Origin of the sequence: Paraburkholderia sp. BCC1884 (assembly GCF_900996225.1) — a bacterium.
Classification (GTDB): Bacteria; Pseudomonadota; Gammaproteobacteria; order Burkholderiales; family Burkholderiaceae; genus Paraburkholderia.
On sequence record NZ_CAAJGL010000123.1, the window covers coordinates 42,509 to 64,001 of the forward strand.

Annotated in this window: 17 protein-coding genes and 2 pseudogenes; 6 read left to right on the forward strand and 13 right to left on the reverse strand. The window is 60.0% G+C overall.

Annotation, left to right across the window (positions count from 1 at the left end):
- Positions 1-83 precede the first annotated feature (83 nt).
- The 3 genes from FQ705_RS34215 (at position 84) to FQ705_RS27810 (ending at position 1,849) form a co-directional block, all read left to right on the forward strand.
- On the forward strand, positions 84-242 hold the full coding sequence (locus tag FQ705_RS34215) for a hypothetical protein (RefSeq protein ID WP_186308021.1): 159 nt from the start codon (positions 84-86) through the stop codon (positions 240-242).
- Between the two features lie 14 nt (positions 243-256).
- Positions 257-1,078, forward strand: a complete 822-nt coding sequence (locus FQ705_RS27805; RefSeq protein ID WP_144146802.1) for a molybdate ABC transporter substrate-binding protein — start codon at positions 257-259, stop codon at positions 1,076-1,078.
- 300 nt (positions 1,079-1,378) lie between these two features.
- Positions 1,379-1,849 carry a ribonuclease gene (locus FQ705_RS27810; protein ID WP_144146805.1) on the forward strand — a complete coding sequence of 157 codons (471 nt, stop codon included), beginning with the start codon at positions 1,379-1,381 and terminating at the stop codon, positions 1,847-1,849.
- A gap of 140 nt (positions 1,850-1,989) precedes the next feature.
- Here the strand turns inward: FQ705_RS27810 and FQ705_RS35025 are convergent.
- The 7 genes and pseudogenes from FQ705_RS35025 to FQ705_RS27845 all read right to left on the reverse strand — a co-directional run.
- A pseudogene (locus FQ705_RS35025) lies at positions 1,990-2,152 on the reverse strand (IS6 family transposase); the annotation flags it as partial.
- 308 nt (positions 2,153-2,460) lie between these two features.
- Positions 2,461-2,994, reverse strand: a complete 534-nt coding sequence (locus tag FQ705_RS27820; RefSeq protein ID WP_144146808.1) for a hemerythrin domain-containing protein — start codon at positions 2,992-2,994, stop codon at positions 2,461-2,463.
- A gap of 323 nt (positions 2,995-3,317) precedes the next feature.
- Positions 3,318-4,475 carry a porin gene (locus FQ705_RS27825; protein WP_144146811.1) on the reverse strand — a complete coding sequence of 386 codons (1,158 nt, stop codon included), beginning with the start codon at positions 4,473-4,475 and terminating at the stop codon, positions 3,318-3,320.
- 56 nt (positions 4,476-4,531) lie between these two features.
- Complete coding sequence (hisC, locus tag FQ705_RS27830; RefSeq protein ID WP_144146814.1) at positions 4,532-5,644, reverse strand: histidinol-phosphate transaminase; 1,113 nt, start codon at positions 5,642-5,644, stop codon at positions 4,532-4,534.
- Positions 5,637-7,070 carry an aldehyde dehydrogenase family protein gene (locus tag FQ705_RS27835; protein ID WP_144146817.1) on the reverse strand — a complete coding sequence of 478 codons (1,434 nt, stop codon included), beginning with the start codon at positions 7,068-7,070 and terminating at the stop codon, positions 5,637-5,639. Before FQ705_RS27835 ends, hisC begins: the two co-directional genes overlap by 8 nt.
- A 10-nt stretch (positions 7,071-7,080) precedes the next feature.
- Positions 7,081-8,766 (reverse strand): thiamine pyrophosphate-dependent enzyme, encoded by a 1,686-nt coding sequence (locus FQ705_RS27840; protein WP_144146820.1) that lies wholly within the window; start codon positions 8,764-8,766, stop codon positions 7,081-7,083.
- Positions 8,767-8,818: 52 nt separating this feature from the next.
- Complete coding sequence (locus FQ705_RS27845; RefSeq protein ID WP_144146823.1) at positions 8,819-10,111, reverse strand: MFS transporter; 1,293 nt, start codon at positions 10,109-10,111, stop codon at positions 8,819-8,821.
- 170 nt (positions 10,112-10,281) lie between these two features.
- Between FQ705_RS27845 and FQ705_RS27850 the strand changes: the two genes are divergently transcribed.
- The gene (locus FQ705_RS27850; RefSeq protein ID WP_144146826.1) at positions 10,282-11,202 is read left to right on the forward strand and encodes a LysR substrate-binding domain-containing protein; all 921 of its coding nucleotides are present in this window, start codon (positions 10,282-10,284) and stop codon (positions 11,200-11,202) included.
- Between the two features lie 45 nt (positions 11,203-11,247).
- Here FQ705_RS27850 and FQ705_RS27855 read toward each other — a convergent pair whose 3' ends face one another.
- The gene (locus tag FQ705_RS27855) at positions 11,248-11,784 is read right to left on the reverse strand and encodes a MarR family winged helix-turn-helix transcriptional regulator (protein WP_260854632.1); all 537 of its coding nucleotides are present in this window, start codon (positions 11,782-11,784) and stop codon (positions 11,248-11,250) included.
- Positions 11,785-11,966: 182 nt separating this feature from the next.
- Between FQ705_RS27855 and FQ705_RS27860 the strand changes: the two genes are divergently transcribed.
- Both FQ705_RS27860 and FQ705_RS27865 read left to right on the forward strand, forming a co-directional pair.
- Positions 11,967-13,538 (forward strand): sulfatase-like hydrolase/transferase, encoded by a 1,572-nt coding sequence (locus FQ705_RS27860; RefSeq protein ID WP_144146829.1) that lies wholly within the window; start codon positions 11,967-11,969, stop codon positions 13,536-13,538.
- A gap of 74 nt (positions 13,539-13,612) precedes the next feature.
- Positions 13,613-14,947: an MFS transporter gene (locus FQ705_RS27865; protein ID WP_144146832.1), complete on the forward strand. Its 1,335-nt coding sequence runs from the start codon at positions 13,613-13,615 to the stop codon at positions 14,945-14,947.
- Between the two features lie 45 nt (positions 14,948-14,992).
- Here the strand turns inward: FQ705_RS27865 and FQ705_RS27870 are convergent.
- The 5 genes and pseudogenes from FQ705_RS27870 to FQ705_RS27890 all read right to left on the reverse strand — a co-directional run.
- A pseudogene (locus FQ705_RS27870) lies at positions 14,993-15,118 on the reverse strand (homoprotocatechuate degradation operon regulator HpaR); the annotation flags it as partial.
- A 79-nt stretch (positions 15,119-15,197) separates the two neighbouring features.
- Positions 15,198-16,685 carry a DUF1254 domain-containing protein gene (locus FQ705_RS27875; protein WP_144146835.1) on the reverse strand — a complete coding sequence of 496 codons (1,488 nt, stop codon included), beginning with the start codon at positions 16,683-16,685 and terminating at the stop codon, positions 15,198-15,200.
- Between the two features lie 477 nt (positions 16,686-17,162).
- A complete protein-coding gene (locus FQ705_RS27880; RefSeq protein WP_144146838.1) occupies positions 17,163-18,776 on the reverse strand; it encodes a long-chain-fatty-acid--CoA ligase in 1,614 nt (537 codons plus the stop codon).
- Between the two features lie 43 nt (positions 18,777-18,819).
- Complete coding sequence (locus tag FQ705_RS27885; protein ID WP_409934745.1) at positions 18,820-19,947, reverse strand: porin; 1,128 nt, start codon at positions 19,945-19,947, stop codon at positions 18,820-18,822.
- A gap of 170 nt (positions 19,948-20,117) precedes the next feature.
- Positions 20,118-21,395, reverse strand: a complete 1,278-nt coding sequence (locus FQ705_RS27890) for an MFS transporter (RefSeq protein WP_144146844.1) — start codon at positions 21,393-21,395, stop codon at positions 20,118-20,120.
- Positions 21,396-21,493: the final 98 nt, after the last annotated feature.

Consider the following 21,493-nt stretch of genomic DNA (forward strand, 5'->3'; position numbering starts at 1 on the left):
ACGACGGGTGCGCTCGTTGCACGCCGCTTCGATAGCGCTGACCTACAATAAAAGCATGGTTGCGACCTTGTCAGGAGGCTGCCATGACCCAATCCATGATCTACATCGTTGTTGGCTTGGTGGTCTTGCTGGTCGCCGCGTTCATGGTCGCGCAACAGTTCAGGCGCGATTATCCGGAAGAGCGGATGACTCAATGGCTTGATTCGCACAATATGAGTTGGCTGCACCGTCACAAACATTGATACCGCGTCGCACAATGAAAAACTCCGAATCAGTCGGAGATTCATGCGATACGCCGCTCAACGGCGAGGCAGGATCCATGAACGCGAAACTTAAGCGCATCAGCTTGGGGGCCTTTCTGGCCAGTTCATTCTGTACGTTCGCTGCGTCAATTCAGGCAGCCGACATCAAGGTTATGAGCGATAGCCCCCTTGAGCCCGCCTTGACCAGGGTCGTCGATCTTTATCGCCAGCAGACACATAACCAGGTCAGCCTGGTGTTCGATCCATCACCGGTCGTAAGAAAAAGGATTGAAGACGGTGAAGCGGCCGACGTTGTTATCGTCCAGCCGGACTTCGCTGAGAATCTTACGAAGTCGGGCAAGGTGATTGCCGGGGACAGACCGATAATTGCTCACGTTGGCGTTGGCCTCGGTAACCGCAAGGACAGTCCGGCGTACGATATTTCAACTGCTGAGAAACTCAAAAACACGTTGCTCGGTGCGGACCTCCTTGTTTTTAACAGCGTTAAATCAGGCGAGGCCTTTGCAAACACCCTTGAGCAGCTGGGAATTGCGGAAACACTCAAGCCGAAGATTGTGCGCACGACTCCCAACGGGATTTTTGAGCCCGTGTTAAAGGGCAACGGCAACGACATGGTTGCGGGTACGATACCGCTCATCGCGACGACACCCGGCATAAAACTCCTGGGGCCGCTCCCGGGTGATCTCCAGAGCACTCTTGCGTACACCGCCGTACTCATGACGAACGCCTCACAACGTGATGCAGCCGAAGGTTTCATCGCGTTCCTGGTGTCACCACAAGCGAAGGCGACGTTCGCCGCGAACGGCGCAAAGTGACTTGACGGAACACCGAAGAAATCAGCGATTGAGTTTGCCTCGATTTGTCGCAGCGAGCTGCGCCAGGGGTTTGGGCACGCTGTTCTGGTGCCTGCGAATGGCGCAGATATTGGTTTTGTAAGGCTGATCGAAACGTCGACCATCAAGCGTTGACCGCAACGTCAGGAATCCTGCACCCGGCCAATTGTCGCGTAAAAAAGATTCCTATTTCGGGCTGAACGTTGATTCACTCCGCTATTGGCGGTACCCTCAAATGGTTGATGGTCGTCGAATGCGATTCAACCCGGAGGCAACCGTTTCGTGATGCGAGCGCGGGCTTTCTCTTACATCCTCGCCTTGAGCGCGGTCCTGGGCGGATGCGGCAAGGACGGATCGCGAAACGCTACTCTGGATGCGGGTGCATCCGCGAGTCAGGCGCCAGCCCAGCTTGGGCAGTCCGCGAGCGACACGGCCGCCGCTTCGGGTGCCCAGGAGCATAGCGCGCCAGCGGCCGTCACCAAGGCGCAGTTGCCGGGGGAAGCCGCCGAAACAATGCGTCTGATCAAAACGGGTGGCCCTTTCCCGTTTGGCGAGGATGGTGTTTTGTTCCGTAACACCGCGGCATTACTGCCGCTGCATCCGCGCGGCTATTACCACGCATACACCGTTCGCTCACCTGGCTCGGCGGACCGTGGGCAGCGACGTATCGTATGTGGTGGACCGCGTAGACAGATCACTGACTGCTATTACACCGACAATTACTACGCCAGTTTCAAACGCATTGCAGAGTGACTTGCGCCAGGTGAGCTGAATGACTTCCGTCATCACCCGGAGTTTCGACGCACAGGCGACCCGTGCTGCGTCGCGTCAAGGGCTCGCCGACCGTTAAGCCGAATAGCCCGAATAGCCCGATACCCGCAGCCTCCTACATTCTCGAACAGGTTCTTCAAATGCTTCGACGGTCGCAACGGTCGTGTCCGCGGGCAAAAACTGGTCCGCCATCATTTCGCGCACCGCACGGTGAGACGCGGCGTAACCGTCCAGCGTGATTGTCTTCGGAGCGAGTCTTTGACGCCTGATCGCTTTCGCGAAGAACTTTCAGCGTGTGTGCCTGCTTGCGGCATGAAATGACCACCTCCTTCCACGGCCGTATCCGCGGCTGTGCCAACAGCCAAACCCCGTGATCTTGCATTGCCGCGAGGAGCGCGCACAGTTCTTTGTAGACCGGGTGGGCCAGGTCAACGCTTGGATACCGGCCGGCCATGACGGCATGGTAGCGAGTGTGTCGCGGCGAAGAAGGCGGCTGTCGCGACTCTCGCGTTTTCAGCGATGCGGTCAGGGAAAGGGGGAGTCTGCTTTTATCGACTTCGAGGCAGGCCCCGCACTATGTGACCGCATTCCAGTCAAGTCCTGTCGCCCACCGATCTGCTTCCAACCGCATCGAGCTTCGCCTGCAGCTCGTCCTTGCGCCTCGCGATCCGCGTTCCAAGACTTTCCAGATCGCACTTGGTGCGACGCAATGCCGGGAAAAGCTCTTCCTCTTCTTCCTCAACATGGTGCTGGACCATCTCTGACATGACCTTGAAAGTCGCATCAAAACCCTTGTCGCCCGGCTTCAGGAATTCAAATTTTCCGATCAACGTCTTTACAAGGAAATGCTCGATATAGGCTTCCTCGACGTCTGGCTTTTCGTCCTCCGGCAATGCCTCCTGAGCGGCCGGATACAGAAATTCCTCCTCGAGCATGGTATGCATGGCCAGCATTTCGCAGGCGCGCTGCGCTAGTGTGGCTTTCGCGTCGAGGTCATGCTCATCCGTTTTCTTGAATGCGTCGAAGAGCTTTTCCACCGCGCGGTGATCGGCCTCCAGTAAAACAAGAGCATCGCCTGCGGGAGTGTCCCTCGTAACGTTCCTCGTCACTGCTTCTGCTTGCACCATGACAGTTCTCCTTTTGTTCAGTCAGTATCGGCGCCCGTTGACGCCCAGCCAACGGGACCGTTAGATCTATTGCAAGGATTGTGCCCCCGCATCGCACCCTCGCCGAAGGTCTTAAGGCCCGACGATCCTACCCACAGGCACAAAGCCTGCTAGCTCGCCGGCGCGCCGGGTAGCAACTCGGAGGTTGGTTGGCAGGCATTTTGGGGTTCCAGCGTCAATTTGATTGTTCACGACAACGGGCGTACTCGCTGACGGGAGAAACGCAGTAGCTGTGACGTTTGTGCAGACACGGAGGCGGCCCGCGACGGCGCCACGGCTCGCGCCTAAAACCGATAGCGGATCCCTGTCCCCGCGCCAAACTGACTCTGCCCGTTGGGCTCTTCGTCGCTGGCCGCCCCCGTTACGCGGTTGTAGTCCGCTGTGGCATACACGGTAATGCTCCTCGACACGAAATACTCGGCAAGAGCGACATAGGTGAAGCGTTTCCCCTCACCGGCACTTCCGGGAGTGCCGACGATGTTCCTTATGCTGTCGTAGTAGGCCGCGCCGGTGAGCTTGACCGTAGGGGACACCGCGTACGCCGCTCCAGCGACGAATGCATTGTCTTTGCGCGGACTGGATGCGCTGGGAACCGCGTCTGCCCCCATCAGGAACGCATCGACCGACCCCGTGTGATCCACGCTGTTGTAGTAGCCCGCCCAAAGCTCAATGGGCTGGCTCCGATATCGGAGTTGTACGTTAAAGGCTGTTTGTGCGAAGTCCGTCGCGTTATACCCTTGCACAAAGCCTACCTCTACGCCAAACGGGCTCGGATTATATGCAACCGCCAGCACCTTCAACGAGCCGGAATTGAAATCACCGGCAACACCGCCCAGGCTGAACGAACCCCGCGCGGTGAGCGGACCGCGGTCGAATGTATAAAGCGCCATGTTTCGCTCACCGCGCAGCGCGCCGGACAAGGCGACCGGCAACCATTCGTTCTGGAAGTAATTGCCAACGGCGAGCGGATCCCAGCCATCGAAAAGCAATTGAAAAACGGGATTATCCTGTTCGCCGATTTTCAGCAAGCCGTACGTATGATTTCCGATACCCACATAGGCGTTCCGGTTGAAGAGGACACCCGAACTGGACAGCGTACCGTTGGTGATGTTGAATCCATTCTGCAGGTCAAATACTGCATAGGTCCCGCCGCCCAGACCCTCTTGCCCATGGAGACCCCAACGGCTTTGAGAAATAGCGCCGTTTGCCAATAAAAACTGTGCATCGTCGTTCTTGTCCGCTCCAGTCAGGTAACGCAAGCTCGCATCAGCGACGCCGTATAGCGTCACGCTTGATTGCGCGTGGGCGGCGGTTCCATCCATTACGGCGAAAATCGCGAACATCAGGTAGAGCACGATACGTTTAGTCTTATTGGTCTCCATAAGTTTCGAAAATCCATGCCGGAGAATCTGGTGTTTTCTCGTACCTTTCGGGTCCTTCATTAGCTTCCCTTCTGCGACAGAACCGCCGCCCCCTGCGAGAACAGGTGGCGGCTATTTCAACTCTCCAACGCTGCCCCCAGTGCCGCCAGACATCGTTCGTTTTCCTCTTCAGTGCCGACCGAAATTCTTAACCATTCCGGCAAACCATAGACACCTACCGGCCGTACGATCACGCCCTGACGCAATAGCCTTGCGTTAGCCGTCGTCGCATCGCCGACCTGAACCAGAACGAAGTTCGCGCGTGAGCGCAGGTAATTTAACCCCAGGGTGTCGAAGCCTGCGTATAGCTGGGCCAGCCCGGCATGATTCACAGCGCAACTCCGCGCGAGGAACGCCTCGTCGTCGAGCGCGGCCGCAGCGGCACACTCAGCCTGTCGGGTCACCACAAACGCCGGTCGAATTCGATTCAGCAACGCCGCCAACGACGGCTGGGCGACACCGTATCCCACCCGCAGCCCCGCCAGTCCATAAGCCTTCGAAAACGTACGCGTAACAATCAGATTGGGAAAGCGTCGCACCCAGGCCAGACTGTCATAGTGGTCATCGACCGGCAGATACTCGTAATACGCCTCGTCGAGCAATACCGGGATGTGACTCGGGACAGCGGCAATGAAGCGCTCCAGCACGTCGCCCGGCACGAATGAACCCGTTGGATTGCCGGGATTGGCCACGTAGACGAGCGCGGTACTGTCGTCGATCGCGGCAAGTATCGCGTCCAGATCACAACCGTACTCAAGTGCCGGTACCACTTTGTGCACCGCGCCCGTGCGCTGCACGGCGTTGACAAATGCCATAAATGAATATTGCGCATAGAGCGCGTGGCGACCGGGTTCCAGAAATGCCGTCGCCGCGAGCCCGAGCACGCATTCCGAGCCGTTACCCGCCACCAGCCAGGTAGCCGGTACGTCGAGCTTGCGCGATAGTGCGTCCAGCAGCACATGACAATCGTTGTCGGGATAGCGCGCCAGTTCCGCGCCAGCATCGATCAGGGCAGCGCGCGCTGCGTCGCTCATGCCAAGCGGATTTTCGTTCGAAGCCAACTTGACGATCGCCTGAGGCTCGACGCCGATTTCTCGCGCCAATGCTTCGATCGGCTTACCCGGTTGATAGGGTTTAGACGTGCGAATATGTGCTGGCAGTCGCAGCGTCGGGTTGATTGTGTCAGTCATGGGTACAGCCTCCCTGGATTGCCTTGAATTCGAAAAATTCCTCCACGCCGTAGCGCCCGTTCTCGCGGCCAATGCCGGATTGCCGGTAGCCGCCGAAAGGCGCCGCGAGATTCTGTGGTGCGCCATTGACGACGACCTGGCCGGTGCGCATGCGTCTGGCAATGGCGAGCGCACGCTGCGGGTCCGCGCTCCAGACACCCCCTGACAGCCCGTATGGCGTGCCATTGGCGAACGCTACGGCCTCCTCTTCATCCGCGTAGCTCATCACCGCGAGCACGGGGCCAAAGATCTCCTCACGTGCTAGCGCCATCTCCGGCGTGATGCCGGAAAAAACAGTCGGCCGCACGAAATAGCCCTGCGTGCAGCCATCGGGGCGGCCAGCGCCGCCTGCCACCAGCCGCGCCCCCTGTGCAAACCCAGTGGCAATATGGCGTTGCACGGCGTCGAACTGACGCTGGTTGGCGAGCGGCCCCAGTCGTGTCTCCGGGTCTGACGGATCGCCTACCGTCCAGTCGGCAGCGTACTGGTTGCACAAGGTTTCGACTTCGGGCAGTCTCGCGTGCGGCACGAGGAGCCTGGTCTGCGCAGCGCAGATCTGACCGCTGTTCGTAAAGCATTGACGCAGCACGGTCTGCACCGCGTCGGGAAACCGCGCATCGTCGAGCAGGACCGTCGCCGACTTACCGCCCAGTTCAAGCGCAATTTTTTTCACGGAACCGGCCGCAGCATGTGCCACTGCACGTCCGGCGCCGACCGATCCCGTGAAGCTCACCATGTCCACATCCGGATGCGCCGCCAGCGTCGCGCCGGTGCCCGGACCGTCCCCCCAAACCAGATTGAAAACACCCGGCGGCAACCCGGCTTCATCGACGATCGCGGCGAAACGCCGGGCGGCACGCGGGGCTAACTCGCTCGGCTTGAGTACCACCGTGCAACCCGCAGCGAGCGCCGCGCCGACCTTGGCAACGACCTGATGCAAGGGGAAATTCCATGGCGTGATCGCCGCCACCACACCGACGGGTTCGCGCACGACGAGCGAATGCGCGACGCGTGTTTCGAAGGTCATCGAGCCAATGGCGTCGATCATCAGTTCAAGGTTGCGCAGCGGCATGGGCACTTGCATCTGCCGGGACACCCAGAGCGGCGCGCCTATGTCCTTGACGAGGTCATCGGCGAAGCCTTCAGCCTGTTGCGCGATACCGTCGCGCACGCGGCCCAGCAAGGCGCGGCGTTCGGCGACCGGCACGACTGACCAGCCATCGAACGCGCGCCACGCCGCGGCAACCGCCTCATTCACATCGGCCGCAGTGCACACGGCAACCTCAGCAGATTGAAGCTCGGTACACGGGTTAAAAGCGGCAAGCCTGTCGCGCCCCGTTGCAGGGACCCAGCGGCCATCGCAGTAAAACCGGTCGAAGATTTCCATACTGTTCCCCTTATGCCGCTTTGGCCGGTTCGCCGAGCGGATTGGGCGGTGCTTCACGGCTAGCCAGCTTGAGTGGCGCCTTGAGGCGGAACAGATGCCACGGGCTCGGCATCTCGCCGACCTGGGCTTCGATCACGACCGGCGCGCGCGCCGCGATGGCGTTGCGTACCGCTCCCTCGAGTTGCTGCGGATTGGTCACGCGTTCAAAGTCCAGATCGAACGCGGCGGCAAGCCGGTCGAAATGAGGGTTGCACAGTTCGACCGCAATGTTTTCGCCGAAGGTCTGTTTCTGGATCGTACGGACATTGCCGAAATGACCGTCGTTGAACACCACCGTGACGAGGCCCACGCCATATTTGCGCGCTGTCGCCAGTTCCTGCATGTTCCAGCCGAAGCCGCCATCGCCATTGATGCTGACCACCGCACGCCCAGGGTTGCCGGCGGCCGCCCCCAGTGCCGTTGCAAAGCCGTACCCGAGCGTGCCCTGATAGCCCGGCGTGATGAACGTGCCCGGCTGGTAGACCGGGTACATCAGCCGCGCAAAATAGCCGACCTGGGTCAACTCGTTGACGAGGATGCCGTCGTCGGGAATCGCATTGCGCAAGGCGCGCGTATAAGCGCTTTGCGGTTCGATCTCGTCGGCCTGGCGCTGCGCCCACGCTCGCACAAGTGCGAGGTCGGCCGGCGGCGTGCGCCGTGTGCCGCTCAGTTCATCGCACAGTGCCTCGAGCCCGAGCCGCGCATCGGCGTGAACGCCGAGACCCGGCGCGCGCGGCGTCGACCAATCGGCAACGTCGGCATTCATATAGATGTAGCGAATGCCGGCGCCGGGCCAGGACGGCGCCGGCGTCATGATGTCGAGAAAGCGGCTGCCGACCACCAGCACGACATCTGCATGCGCAAACACAGCACGGCCGCCGAGCGTGTTCAGCGCAAGAGGATGGCGGCTCGACAGCGCGCCGTGCGCGTTATCGTCGAGTACCACTGGGACCTGCAATTTCTCCGCACAGCGGCGCAGCGCGTCGCTCGCGCCGGCGGCCAGCACGCCGCCGCCCGCGTAAATCACGGGGAAGCGCGCACGCTCAAGAAGTGCCGCGGCTTCGGCGATGGCGGCAGGATCGGGTCGCACACGACCCGCCTCATCCTCGTTCGCAGGGGGATCGATCAGCGCGATGTCGGCGCTCGCACTGAGTAGGTCATGCGAGATTTCAATGCCAACCGGGCGCGGCCGACCACTGCGCAATTGCTTGACCGCCTCGCGCACGAGGCCCGGGATAGCTTGGGGCGCAGATGCACTGCCTTGCCATTTCGTCACGCTGGCCAGCACTTGGGTCTGGTTTGGGATTTCGTGCAGGAGCCCATAGCCGCGCCCCACTCCGCTTGAATGGATATTGCCGCTGATCGCCAGTACCCGCGAGTTGCACGCGTACGCGGTCGACAGGCCTGCCATTGCATTGAGAAGCCCTGGACCCGGCACGACCATGCTCACGCCAATGCGCCCAGTCGTACGCGCATAGCCGTCGGCCATATATGCGGTGGCCTGTTCGTGACGCGGCACCCAGTAACGAATGTGATCGCTTTGCTGGCGCAGTGCTTCCACGGCCCAGTCGAGCTGCACACCGGGAATGCCGAAAATGTCCGTGACGCCCTCACGCACCAGTTGCTGCACGAGCGCTTGTCCGCCTGTCATGTTCATGGAGTTGTTTCCTTTCAAGAAAGAGAAAATGAGATCCGCTGCAGGTTCTGCATCAACCGCGCAGTGGCGCGTCTGGCGTCGCATGGCGGGGAGAGGCCCCGCCCGGCAATGCCAGCGCAGCAGCAAGGCCAAGCACGACGCCGAAAATCACGTAATACGCGGGGGCCATCCGGTCACCGGTGGCGATGATCAGCCACGTCACGATGAGCGGCGTGAAACCGCCAAAAATGGTAGTTGACAGGTTGTAGCTGACCGACAGGCCGCTGGAGCGCCCACGCACCGGGAACATCTCGGCCAGCGCGGTGGACAACGGGCCGAGCACCGCCGCACCCAATACGCCGAACAGCAACTCGATGGTCAGCAATGTGACCAGGGTCGGCGAAGCCTTAAGGCATGCGAAGCATGGCCAGACAGCCAGCAGACTGAACACAAAACCCCACGCGAGGACGCTCTTGCGCCCCACTCGATCAGACAGCGCACCGAATGCAGGGCATGCCAGAATCCGCACTACGCCTGACACCGCAATCACCATGAACGGTGTGGCAGGTGGCATTTGCAGGTACTGCACCGCGTAGGTCGGCATATAGATATTGAAGACGAACTGCATGATCGTGGTACCCGCCACCAGCCCACTCGCGATCACGATTTCGCGCCAGTAGCCGCACAGCAGTTGCCCGAACGGCAACCCCGGCTCACGCTCTTGCGTCGTGCGAAATAGCTCGGGTTCGGCCACGCGAGCGCGCATGTAAAGCCCGATAGGCCCGATCAGCAAACCGAACAGAAACGGCAGACGCCATCCCCATGATTCCAGTTGCGTCGGTGTCAGTCCTTCCGTGATCAGCACGCCGGCGAGCGATGCGAGGACGCCGGCCACTGCCTGCGCAAACATCTGGAAGCTGCCGAACAATCCCTTCTGGTGCGCGGGCGCATATTCGACCAGCATCGCCGTAGCACTGCCGAATTCGCCGCCCGCCGAGATGCCTTGCAGAATGCGTGCGAGTACCACGATGACGGTCGCAACCGCACCGACCTGGGCATAGGTCGGCGCAAAGCCGATCAACGCGGTGGCCACAGTCATCATCACGATGACCAGCATCAGCGCAGCCTTGCGTCCCACGCGGTCGGCATAGACACCCAGCAAAATGCCACCGAGCGGCCGCGCCACGAACGAGACGCCAAACGTTGCCGCCGTCAGCAGCGTGGCCGACATACCCGCGCCCGCCGGGAAAAAATGACGCGAGATCACGCCCATCAGATAGCCGAACGCAATGAAGTCGTACCACTCCAGCACATTGCCGATCGTCGACGCAAAGATCACATGACGGTATTTGAGTAGCTCCTGCATGTCTCCAACCTCCTCTGGGATGCTTCCGAATTTCGCAGGTAAGTGCGGCGTGTCCCGACTACGCGGGTTTCGATCTGGCTGCATCGTGTCACGTTGGAGATAACCATGTAAGCCGTTTTTAGCTATCATGATTTCCTTTGGCGATCACTCAGGCTCAAAGGAATAGCGATATGACGCTTCAGCAATTGCGCGATTTCACTGCGATCGTGAACCGGGGCGGGGTGCGCGCGGCAGCGCGCGCGCTCGGCGTGTCGCAGGCGGGCCTGACCAAGAGCGTGGCAAAGCTGGAAGCATCAGTGCAGGCGTCGCTGTTCGTTCGTACATCGCGCGGCGTCGCGCTCACCGCATTCGGCGAGCGCCTGCTCGAGCACGCGGCCGTCATCCTGCGCGAATGCGACCGTGCCGAGGCTGATCTGAACCAGTTGCGCGGCGACGAAGCGGGTGAAGTCGATGTCGGCGTGTCCCCCGCGCCGTCGATTCACCTGGTGCCGGCTGTGTTGCCCGAGTTCCGCCGCCGCTATCCGCTCGCCCGGCTCCACGTCACGCACGGCTTGTCGCATTCGCTGTTGCCGGCGGTAAGATCGGGGCAACTCGATGTTGCCATCACGCCGGTGCCGGAGCCATTCGACGCCGCTGGCCTGCATACCGTCCCGCTATTTCCGACGGAGCCGTGCGTCGTCGGGAGGCGCGGCCACCCGCACGCCAACAGCCGCTCAATCACCGATCTGTTGCACTGTGAGTGGGTGATCACCGGGGTGGCAGACAGCCTTGGCGCCCCCGGCAGCAGCATCCTGGATCTGTTCGCCGAGGCCGGTCTCGGCCAGCCGAATGTCGCTGTCGTGTGCGATTCGTTGTTCGATACCCTGTCGCTGATCACACGCACCGATCTGCTCGCCCCGCTGCCGCAAACCGTGCTCACGCACAGCCTGATGCGTGAGGGCCTGACACGCATTCCGATCCGCGAACAGCAGAAGGTCTACACCGTCTGCATCGTTCATCGAGCCCACCCACCGCTATCTCCGCTCGCCGCTGCATTCACGTCGATGCTGGTTTCGTACGCGAAGATTGGACAGGGCCTCAGAGGAGGCTGAGTACGGTGAGAGCGCTTGCGTCGCTCGCCGCATACTCGCTGAGCCTTACTCGATGTCATCGTCCGACGCGCTACCGCTCTTGCGGATCTCCCGTTGAGTCAACTCCTCCGCTCGCTGCTCGAGTCGCGTAAGCAAACCGTCAAGCAACCCAGCTTCCTCGTCGCTCAGACCTTCCATGAATTCGATGTTGTACTGCTGCCCGCTGGCGCGTGCCCGCTCGTAAGCGATCCGCCCAGCATGGGTGAGCGTCAGCACCGTGATGCGTTTGTTCGACGGCAGACGGGCGTTGGCAATCAGTCCGCCCTTGACCAGATGTGCAACGCAGCGGCTCGCCACCACCGTGTCCAAGGCCGCGAGTTCGGCAAGTCGCGTGAGACTCATATCCGGGTATCGGCCTACAAATGCAAGGATTCGCCAGTCGCGCCGGCTAATGCCGATTTCGCGACGAAACATCAAGCCGACGCCGTGCACGGCGACTCGCGCCAGATTGTGAAGCCGGTACAGCAAAAATTCGTCGATGTTGCCGGGATTTTTCAGCGCGGATGCGGCGGGCGCCTCGGGAGTAGGTTTCGGGTGCGTCACGGTGAGATCGTGTGAAAGATGGTCGATACCTCATTATGGCGCCGCGCAGCCGTTCGACAAGCGCCAGCCACCTGCCAGCAATTGTGCAGCCGCACACACGTTTGATTAGGTCAATCGTCAGAGCCTTCTCTAACATCCGGCTGTAAAGGCAATCGGGCCTCACGCGCGCAGACGGTATTCAAATGGCAGCAACCCGCAACGTTCTATTCATCATGTGCGACCAGCTTCGCCGGGATCACCTCGGCTGCTACGGACATCCCTACTTACGCACCCGCAACATTGACGCGCTGGCCGCGCGCGGGGTGCGTTTCGACAATGCGTTTGTGACATCGGGCGTGTGCGGCCCTTCGCGAATGTCGTATTACACCGGCCGGACCATGAGCAGCCATGGTGCGAACTGGAACCGTGTGCCCCTGTCGATCGGCGAGATTACGCTCGGCGAGTATCTGTTAAGTCATAAGCGCACACTCGCGCTGGCTGGCAAGACGCACGTTCAGGTCGATGCGAACGGCATGCAACGCCTTGAAATCGCCCGCGCGAGCGCACTCGGCCTGCGGCTCTCGACCGGGTCTTTCCTTGAACTGGATCGCTACGACGGCCACCATGAACCGGGCAAGGAAAGCGGCTATCCGGCGTTCCTGAGACAGCACGGCTACGTCAGCGACACGCCATGGAGCGATTTCGTCATCGGCGTCGAAGACGACACCGGTGCCATCCAGTCCGGATGGAAGATGCGCAACGTCCACTGGCCGGCACGCGTGGCGGAGCCGCATTCCGAGACCGCTTACATGACCGACCAGGCGATCCGCTACATCGAGCAGCAAGGCGACGAGCCGTGGACATTGCACCTTTCGTACGTCAAGCCGCACTGGCCGTATGTCGCGCCACGCCCGTACCACAACATGTATTCGCTCGACCAGTGCCTGCCGCTGGCTAGACGTCAATCGGAACTCGACAATGCGCATCCCATGGTCGCCGCGTACCGCTCCCACGAAGAGAGCATGAATTTCTCAAGGGAAGAAGTTTCAAACACAGTGCGGCCGGTCTATCAGGGTTTGATCCAGCAGATCGACGACCACCTGGGCCGTCTTTGGAGCACGCTCGAACGGCTGGACCGCTGGCAGGATACCTTGATCATCTTCACCGCCGATCACGGAGATTTTCTCGGCGATCACTGGCTCGGCGAGAAAGAACAGTTCTACGATACCGTGCAGCGTGTGCCGATGATCGTCTACGACCCGTCGCCGCTAGCCGATGCCACGCGTGGCACGGCCGAAGAGCGTTTCATGTCGGGTATCGACGTCGTCCCGACCGTACTCGACGCGCTTGGGCTACCGGCATACGAAGAGCGCATCGAAGGTTCGTCTGTCCTGCCGCTCACGCGGGGTGATACGGGAGCGGTTCATGGCTGGCGCGACTACGTCGTTTCGGAGCTAGATTACAGCTTCCGTGGTGCGCGTCTGACGCTTGGCCGTCGCCCGGATGAGTGCCGTGGCTGGATGGTGCGCGACACACAGTGGAAGTACGTGTGCTGGCTCGGCTACCGGCCGCAACTGTTCGACCTCGCCGCCGATCCGGACGAGTACGTCGATCTCGGCGCCGACCCTGCCTATGAAGGTGTACGCGTGCGAATGCACGCGAAGCTTGCGGAGTGGTACGGTACGCTCAAGCAGCGCGTGACGGTGGATAACCCGAGCGTCGAAAGCAAAACCGATAGCCACAAGGACTGGGGCGTGTTCTTTGGCGAATGGTAAGTGGCACCGGTCAAAACAGAACAATAAGAATTCCTAACCTCAATGGGCTGGCCACCAGCCCGTCTGGAGACGCCATGCAGGATCCGTCAGCCGACTCGCAAGAGCATGTCATTTACAGGAAGATTGCACGGCGTATCATCCCCTTTCTGTTCATCTGTTACGTCGTCAATTTTATCGATCGCGTCAACATCGGCTTTGCGAAGCTGCAATTCCTGCAGGACCTGAAGCTCAATGACGCGGTATTCGGTTTTGCGGCGGGCATGTTTTTCATTGGCTACGTGGTGTTCGAGCTGCCCAGCAATCTGTTGCTCGCGCGCATCGGCGTACGCAAGACCTTGCTGCGCATCATGGTGCTGTGGGGCTGCCTGACCGTGCTGCTGATGTTCGTGCAGAGCGCCACCATGCTCTATGTGCTGCGCTTCCTGTTGGGCGCTGCCGAAGCTGGGTTCTTCCCTGGCATCATCCTGTACCTGACCTACTGGTTTCCAGACCAGCGGCGCGGACGCATCACCAGTCTGTTCATCATGGCGGTGCCACTCGCCGGAGTGATTGGCGGACCGATGTCGGGCTGGATCATGAGCCATTTGCACGACGCGCTGGGTCTGCGCGGATGGCAATGGCTATTCCTTATCGAAGGCGTGCCGGCTATCGCGCTCGGTGTCATGGCGATGTTCTACCTCGATGACCGGCCCGCCAACGCAGGCTGGCTCACAATCTCTGAAAAGAACCATATCGAAGCCGCGCTCGCAGCCGACCGCAAACGCCATAGCGAACTCGAGGCACCTCCCGCACGGTTGCGCGACGTGCTATGCAGTGGGCGCACCTATCTGATGTCGGGGATCTACTTCTGCGTGTTTATGGGCCTGAATGCGATCGGTTTCTGGATCCCTACCCTGCTGCGCCAGGTCGGAGTGCAGCAGATCAGCAACATCGGCTGGCTGAGCGGCGCGATCTCCGTGTGCACGGCTGTCGGGATCGTCGTCATCGGCCACAGTTCCGATCGGCGCATGGAGCGGCGCTGGCACGTAGCCGGCTGCGGTTTCGCCGTGGCGGCCAGCTTCCTGTTACTCCCGCTTGCGTCGCATAGCGTCCCGTTCACCGTGGCACTGCTCATTGTGGCGTCGATCTGTATTTACGCCGCGCTCAGCATTTTCTGGACCATTCCGACCGCCTACCTTGACGGCGGCGCAGCCGCCGCCGGGATTGCCACGATCACCGCCATCGGTGCACTCGGCGGCGCGCTCAGTCCGTCACTGGTCGGCTTGCTCAAAACCTATACGGGCAGCATCTATGTCGGACTGGCCGTGATCTCAGTGTTGCTGACCATCGGCATGGTGGTACTGCTGTACACGGTGCCTGCGGCACGCCGCGCCAATGTCCCGCCTGCGCCGCAGCCAGCGCTGAGATGAACACGCTGATACTGTGCGTGTCTGTGGCCTCTTCAAGCGTTCCTGTCACTCAAGGCCCGTCAGCAGGTCGTCGACCGTCCTGTAAGCGCGCTCCACGACCTCTGGACCTACCATTTGCTCCAGCTCGCGGTAATGCACCTCCAGCTCCTCCGAGATCATCCGGACCAGGTGGATCCGTTCGACAATGAGCATCCGCAAGTCTGAGCAGCCCCGCGATTGCGGGTACGCGTTTCATTACGCGAGACGTCGCTTAATTCAGCTTCTCGAAATCTCCAGGCCTCCACGTTTGGTCCATGAATGCCTTTTTGGGGGAATACAGTCTCAGGATGGCAAAGAATCCCTTGTCTGGCAGGGTCCTCATCCAGTTTTTGCCCTCGCCCGGCGACGTAGGTCCCACATAAATGTCCGTGGTTCCGTCCGGATTGGTAACCGGTTTATCCATCGAACTCAACGATGGAAAAGGTTGTCCATTGTCGAGGCCTGACCCGGTGATCGGGTCATACAACGTCAGCGACCAGAAGTTGGCCGCAGGAATGTCCTTGGGCAAGGTCAGCTTGTAGCTGTTGCCACCGAACAGGAAATCGCCTTTCGAATCCCGGAACGCGTTGGGATACTTTGATCCGGCATTTTCCATTGTGACGGCCATGCCGGGGCTGGTCGCATAGGCGTAAATGAAATAGCCGGTTCGAAAATCTACCTGATTTGCCGACTCACCCGAAAAGGTTGGACTGCCGCCTGGAAACGGATTCAGCCATTGTCGATCGGAATAATATTTCACACCGGTGTAGGTCAGCGTGTGACCAAAGCGAAATGCGGTCTTCGCTCCCATGTCGAGGAGCTTTCGCGTCTTTTCGTCCGGCTTGAACTCCTTCCCTTTTTCAATCCCGATGGAGGCGGCCAGTCCGCGCATTTCCATGTCCGCTGGCTCAACCGTCTCGTATTGAATGAACCGGTTGAGCATATCGAACGCCGTACCATCCTGCGGGTAGAGCATGTTGGCTGGCTTCGCAGAGGCGTTTGGAAACTCCATCGGCTTCGCGCTGCTCTTCTTGCCCAGCGGATAAATCTTCGTCTGCTCCATGACCTTCACCGGGCCGTCGAGCTGTTTCGGGTCCTTGAAAAAGCCGCGCCAGAATACGAACACACCGTAAGTTCGCGACCGGAATGTCATGTACCCGTTGGGAACATTTCCCTTGTAATCGGGTGGAAGCAGGAGATACTTCGCGCCTTTGCCCTTGTCGGGACCCGGCAAGCCAACATCGCCGCACCAGGCTTTGCCGTTGATCTTGCCCTCCGAGCAAATCGGCCGCTGCCAGAAATCATCAATAATGCCCTGTAGTCCTGGCGGGACCTCTATGACGATCGGTCCGTCCTTTTTGAGGTCAAGATAGCCGAGCGCGTAGATGACATCCGAATTCGGTGTCGTGATGAGGGTTTTCGCATTCAGCCGGTCTTTGAAAATCGGCAGAACGTTATAGCCGGCGCCGAATGTCTTTTCCGACCCCTCTTTCATGCCGTACATACTCAGCGCTGGAAGCGCCCACAGATAAACCTGTGCCGCTCGTTGAAGTACCTGCTGATCCTGAAGAGCGGAGACAACATCATCCGCGAGGAAGCTCCTGTCGAAGGGTGCGTTTGCAAGCGCCTCAGGCGTTTTCGCCTCGGTACCGGACTGCGCCGCCGCGGACAGATTCGCAAGGAGTAAGGTCAAAGCGATCACCGCCGACTGAATTTTCATGTCCTCTGTCCTCTATCGTACCGCTACGTTCTCAAGGAACACTGCGCGCCGATCGGTCTTTGCTGTGTCAGGCGAGTAAGACATAACGAGGTTTTCGAAAGACCGTCGTCCGCGTTCGACTGACTTTTTCGCACAGTCGCTGCAATGAATCCATAGGTAGTTGGGGCAATGCGCTTGCCCCGTAGGGCAAGTGAGTAAAGCTGCACCTGATCTGAACGCGACGCCTAAGCGTTTGGCATATTTGATCTTCGCAATTCCTATGAGTAACGCCGCTTCCATTGCGATCTTTCGGTGAAATGTGGTGAGCATCAACGCTCGGACAACCAGACTTCAATGTCCGCAATTGCCCGGTGGACTTAGCCGGTGAATGCAGGTGGCAGCCCGCGCGCTCAGCCCTCTTGAGCGGGCTGCAATTGAAGCGCCTTTCAGTTCGCCCGACATAAACCTTTCGCCGTGACAAGCAGCGCTGTCCTCATATCAGCACGCGGCCTGTTCGACATAGCGCTTGCGCAAAATCTGTTTTTGCACTTTTCCCGTCGCGCCGATTGGCATGTCGTCGACAAACTCGATATCGTCCGGCACCCACCACCTGGCGACCCGCTGCTCCAAAAACGTGCGTAACTCAGCGGTATCGAGAGCCGCGCCTTGCCGGAGAACGACATACAGATAAGGGCGCTCCGCCCACTTCGGGTGCGGCACGCCGATCGCCGCTGCCATGACCACCTCAGGATGTGCCATCGCAGCGTTTTCGAGATCGATCGAGCTGATCCATTCGCCCCCCGACTTGATCACATCCTTCACGCGATCGGTGATGCGCATGCAGCCACCAGCATCGATCGCCGCGATATCGCCCGTGGCAAACCAGCCGCCAACTAGCGGCATAGCGTCGTGATTAAAATAGCCTGAGGCAATCCACGGCCCTCGTATCAACAACTCGCCCTGTGCCACGCCGTCATGCGGCAGGTGGGCTCCGTCAGGACCAGCCAGGGCGAGCTCGATTCCAAATACAGGGTAGCCTTGCAAAGTGGCACGCCGGTATCGCTCCGCCGCGGACACCTTCTCGTCATCCTGCGCGGCAGCGGACATCGTACCGAGCGGACTCGTTTCGGTCATCCCCCAGCCTTGACGCACTTCAACGTCGAACGACTCCGCAAAGAGACGCACCATCGTCTCAGGTAGTGCCGATCCACCAATCACCGAACGCCGCATCGTCGAGGGCCTCACGCCCTTCGTTTGCATGTGCTGCGCGAGGGAGAGCCATACCGTTGGCACGCCCGCCGAGAACGTGACACGCTCGCCTTCGATCAGCTCGTACAGACTGGCGCCATCGAGACGCCCACCGGGCAACACGAGCCGGCAACCGTTCAGCGGCGCGGCATAAGGCAAACCCCACGCGTTGACATGGAACATCGGCACAACGGGAAGCACGGTGTCGTCACGCGTCAAGCCAAGCGCCTGCGCGTTACCCAGAACCAGCGAATGCAGCACCGCCGAACGATGTGAATACAGCACACCCTTCGGGTTGCCGGTGGTGCCTGACGTGTAGCACAGCCCGCTCGCTGTACGTTCGTCGAATTCCGGCCATTCGAAGACGTCGCTGCTTGCCGCAAGCCATTCTTCATAGCCAACAAGGTTCGTGAGCTTCGTGCTAGTGGGAGCCGAAGCGCCAAGCGCGACATATTTGCGCACACGCGGACACTGCGATGCAATCACTTCGACCAGCGGCAGGAACGCCGGGTCGAAAAGCAGCACCGTATCTTCGGCATGATTCAACATCCACGCCAGTTGGGAAGGATGGAGACGTGGGTTGCAGGTATGCAGCACAGCACCCATGCCCGGCACCGCGTAGTACGCCTCGAGATGCCGGTGATCGTTCCACGCCAGCGTCGCGACCCGCATGCCGTGCACGACACCCTCGTTATGCAGCGCGTTGGCCAGTCGGCGCGCACGGCGTGCCAGTTCGCCAAACGTATAGCGAAATAACGATCCGTCAGTGTCGCGCGAAACGACTTCGACGTCGCCATACGTTCGTGCAGCGTGCTTCAAAATGTCCGAAATCAGCAACGGACGGTCCATCATCATTCCCTGCATCCCTTGTCTCCTGATACTTGCGCTCTGATATGCCCTAGCGATATCAGAAACGCTCACGCAAGCCGATCATGGCCGCAGTCGTGCCCACACCCGGCGCTACTGGCTGGCCATATACGAGGCTTTGATTCATCTTGCCGCGATTGTTGACGTAACCCACGTTCGCATACACGGACGTGGCTTTGGAAAGGCTGTAGCTCGCGCCGAGTACAAACGACGTGGACTGATTCGCCGTGTGATTCTTGTCCTTCAGGTAGTACAGCGCCGACGACACGAAAAATGCCGGCGTGAACTGATAGGCGAGTCCGCCCGAAATCATGTCGAGATCGGTCTGATTCGAGTTCGATGGATTGCGTCCGTTGGAAAACGATCCGGCAACTGAAAATCCAGACCGTGAATACAACCCGCTCACAGAGAGGAACCGGTTATTGTTAAGCCCGGTGGGCACGGTCGTCGCGCCAGGATTCGTGTCGTGGCCGTTGTAGTAGATCGCGGCAAGGTTGAACCCGTAGTTGTTGTACTGAAGCACCGCAGACTCGCGCGTGTTGCCTTGAATACTGCCGGCGACACCACCGGGTGCATATTCCAGCGATGCTTTCAGGCCGCCGAACGACGGCGATACATAGACGAAGGCGTTACTGTCGTACACACCACCGATGGCGCCGTTCGTACTGGCTCCCACCCACCCGGCGGCCGAATTCAGTCCGACGAGGCCGGTCAGAATGCTGCCGAAATAGCCTGCGCGGCGGACGTCCGTGTCGGTCAATGCGAGCATCATGGGTGCGTATTGGCGCCCTATCTTGATCTCGCCGAATCCGCCCCCTACTCCCACTGTCGCCACCTGGCTGAAGATCGATGTGGTCGGCGCGCTCGAATCCCCAATGCCGAGCTTGCCGGTTCCGCTGTCGAAGGTGCCCTGCAACTGGAAAATCGCATGGTAACCACCGCCCAGATCCTCGACGCCGCGCATACCCCAGAAACTTGCATAAGTGCCGCCGTCCTTGTAGCGAACCAGGCCACCGTTGTTCTTTGCGGCGGTGCTGTACGACGCGGCGGACGACGTTTGCCACATGAGGCTGCCATCGACAGTCCCATACAGTGTCACCGAAGACTGCGCGCACGCAGCGCCAGAAAATGCGCAAAGTACCGCAGGAAGAATTAACTCCGACCTCAACTTCATGGTGTCTCCTCTTTTAGTCTCTTTTAATATTGGGTTACTGCGTGCTTTGGGTGCGAACGATGGTGCTTAATAGAAGCGTGTCTGTTTGTACAGCCTCTATCCGGGTTGCTTTCGCCGATCACACGGGCTACCCCGTGCAGGAAGACGCTTCGCTTTTCATCGGGTCAGTTTCGAATCTGGATTTGTGCGGTCTTAAGTGACCGAGCAGCTTTGTCGGGGTTGATCGTGAATGCACCTAGCAAGCCACCCATCACCATCAACACACCGCAGAACGCGAAACCCGCCTGATATCCTGCCGCGCCGCCGACGGTCTGGATGAAATGCGCGGACACGAGCGGCGCAAGGATGCCGGCGATCGAAGCGATGGAGTTATCGAGCGCCAGAATTGCGCCGCGTTGCGCGGGTGGCGTGATCTGCGCGAGAATTGCTGGCCCGAGCGAATAGATCGTGGGCGAGAGACCGATTGCCAGACTGATGACGGCTACGTGTGCAAGCGGCGGCAAGTCGAACAGCCAGATCGACAGGAATGCGGCACCTGCGATCACAAGCGTTGCGGCCGAAACCCGCCCGCGTGCATTGCGCGATGACACGCCGCGAGCAAGCATTCGCTGCGCCAGCCATGCCGTCAGCAACGACAGCGGCATGCTAAGCAAGACGGTCACGGCAAAGAGACGGCCAGACTGAACCGCGCCGAAGCCGAGCCCGCGCTGAAGGTAGGCCGGCAGCCAGGTCAACGCGAGCGCGAGGGCCCAGTATCCAATGAAATGCAGCATGAAGCAGGTGAGAACGGTCGAGTCGCAAAACAGCTTCCGATACGGAATCTTTTCGGCACGCCGCGAAGGAGAGAGGCTGGTTGTTTCGGCGTCGATGCTGCCTTCCTTGCCGATCAGCTTCCATAGCAGCACCCACGCGACGCCCACCCCTGCCAGCGCATAAAAGTTGGCGCGCCAGCCCCAACGCGCCGTGATCAGCGGAATGGTGACGCCGGCGAGAAGCAGCCCGATCGAGCCACCCTGTGTGAAGAACGCCACCGGCACGGCCCGCCTGTTATCGGGGAACCACTTGTAGCAGGCATGCACTGCAAGCGGGAACGAAGGCCCTTCCGCTATGCCGAGCAAGACGCGAGCGACCACGAGTACGACAAGGCTCGACGACACCGCCATAGGGATCTGACACAGCGACCATATAAGGGCGACGCCCAACAGCAAGCCCGTGGTCGCCACGCGATTGGCAAGAAAGCCTCCGGCTACCCCAGCAATCGCAAACAGCCAGAAGAAGCTGCTCGCCACCATGCCGAACTGGGTGGGCGTCAGCTTCAGTTCGTCCATCATGGGCACTGCTAGCAGCCCCACGGCGATCTTGTCGATAAAGTTCACCGACATGAACATAAACAGCAATAGCGCGATACGCCACGCCTTGGCGGGTTGGTACTTTGTGTTCATGTTGTCTCCGGAATATGTCGAGACGCGTGGCCCTCTAGGCGCGGCCTTAGCGCACAGGGGAAGCCTCTGTCGGGCGTTCTCCCTGCGTCAGCTCGATC

Excerpts from the sequence above, each read along its gene's own strand:
- FQ705_RS27840 (WP_144146820.1), bottom strand. The coding sequence starts at position 8,766 with ATGAACATGACAGGCGGACAAGCGCTCGTGCAGCAACTGGTGCGTGAG.
- FQ705_RS27805 (WP_144146802.1), top strand. The coding sequence starts at position 257 with ATGAAAAACTCCGAATCAGTCGGAGATTCATGCGATACGCCGCTCAAC.
- FQ705_RS27820 (WP_144146808.1), bottom strand. The coding sequence starts at position 2,994 with ATGGTGCAAGCAGAAGCAGTGACGAGGAACGTTACGAGGGACACTCCC.
- FQ705_RS27845 (WP_144146823.1), bottom strand. The coding sequence starts at position 10,111 with ATGCAGGAGCTACTCAAATACCGTCATGTGATCTTTGCGTCGACGATC.
- FQ705_RS27860 (WP_144146829.1), top strand. The coding sequence starts at position 11,967 with ATGGCAGCAACCCGCAACGTTCTATTCATCATGTGCGACCAGCTTCGC.
- FQ705_RS27835 (WP_144146817.1), bottom strand. The coding sequence starts at position 7,070 with ATGGAAATCTTCGACCGGTTTTACTGCGATGGCCGCTGGGTCCCTGCA.
- FQ705_RS27890 (WP_144146844.1), bottom strand. The coding sequence starts at position 21,395 with ATGAACACAAAGTACCAACCCGCCAAGGCGTGGCGTATCGCGCTATTG.
- hisC (WP_144146814.1), bottom strand. The coding sequence starts at position 5,644 with ATGACTGACACAATCAACCCGACGCTGCGACTGCCAGCACATATTCGC.
- FQ705_RS27865 (WP_144146832.1), top strand. The coding sequence starts at position 13,613 with ATGCAGGATCCGTCAGCCGACTCGCAAGAGCATGTCATTTACAGGAAG.
- FQ705_RS27880 (WP_144146838.1), bottom strand. The coding sequence starts at position 18,776 with ATGCAGGGAATGATGATGGACCGTCCGTTGCTGATTTCGGACATTTTG.
- FQ705_RS34215 (WP_186308021.1), top strand. The coding sequence starts at position 84 with ATGACCCAATCCATGATCTACATCGTTGTTGGCTTGGTGGTCTTGCTG.
- FQ705_RS27825 (WP_144146811.1), bottom strand. The coding sequence starts at position 4,475 with ATGAAGGACCCGAAAGGTACGAGAAAACACCAGATTCTCCGGCATGGA.
- FQ705_RS27850 (WP_144146826.1), top strand. The coding sequence starts at position 10,282 with ATGACGCTTCAGCAATTGCGCGATTTCACTGCGATCGTGAACCGGGGC.
- FQ705_RS27875 (WP_144146835.1), bottom strand. The coding sequence starts at position 16,685 with ATGAAAATTCAGTCGGCGGTGATCGCTTTGACCTTACTCCTTGCGAAT.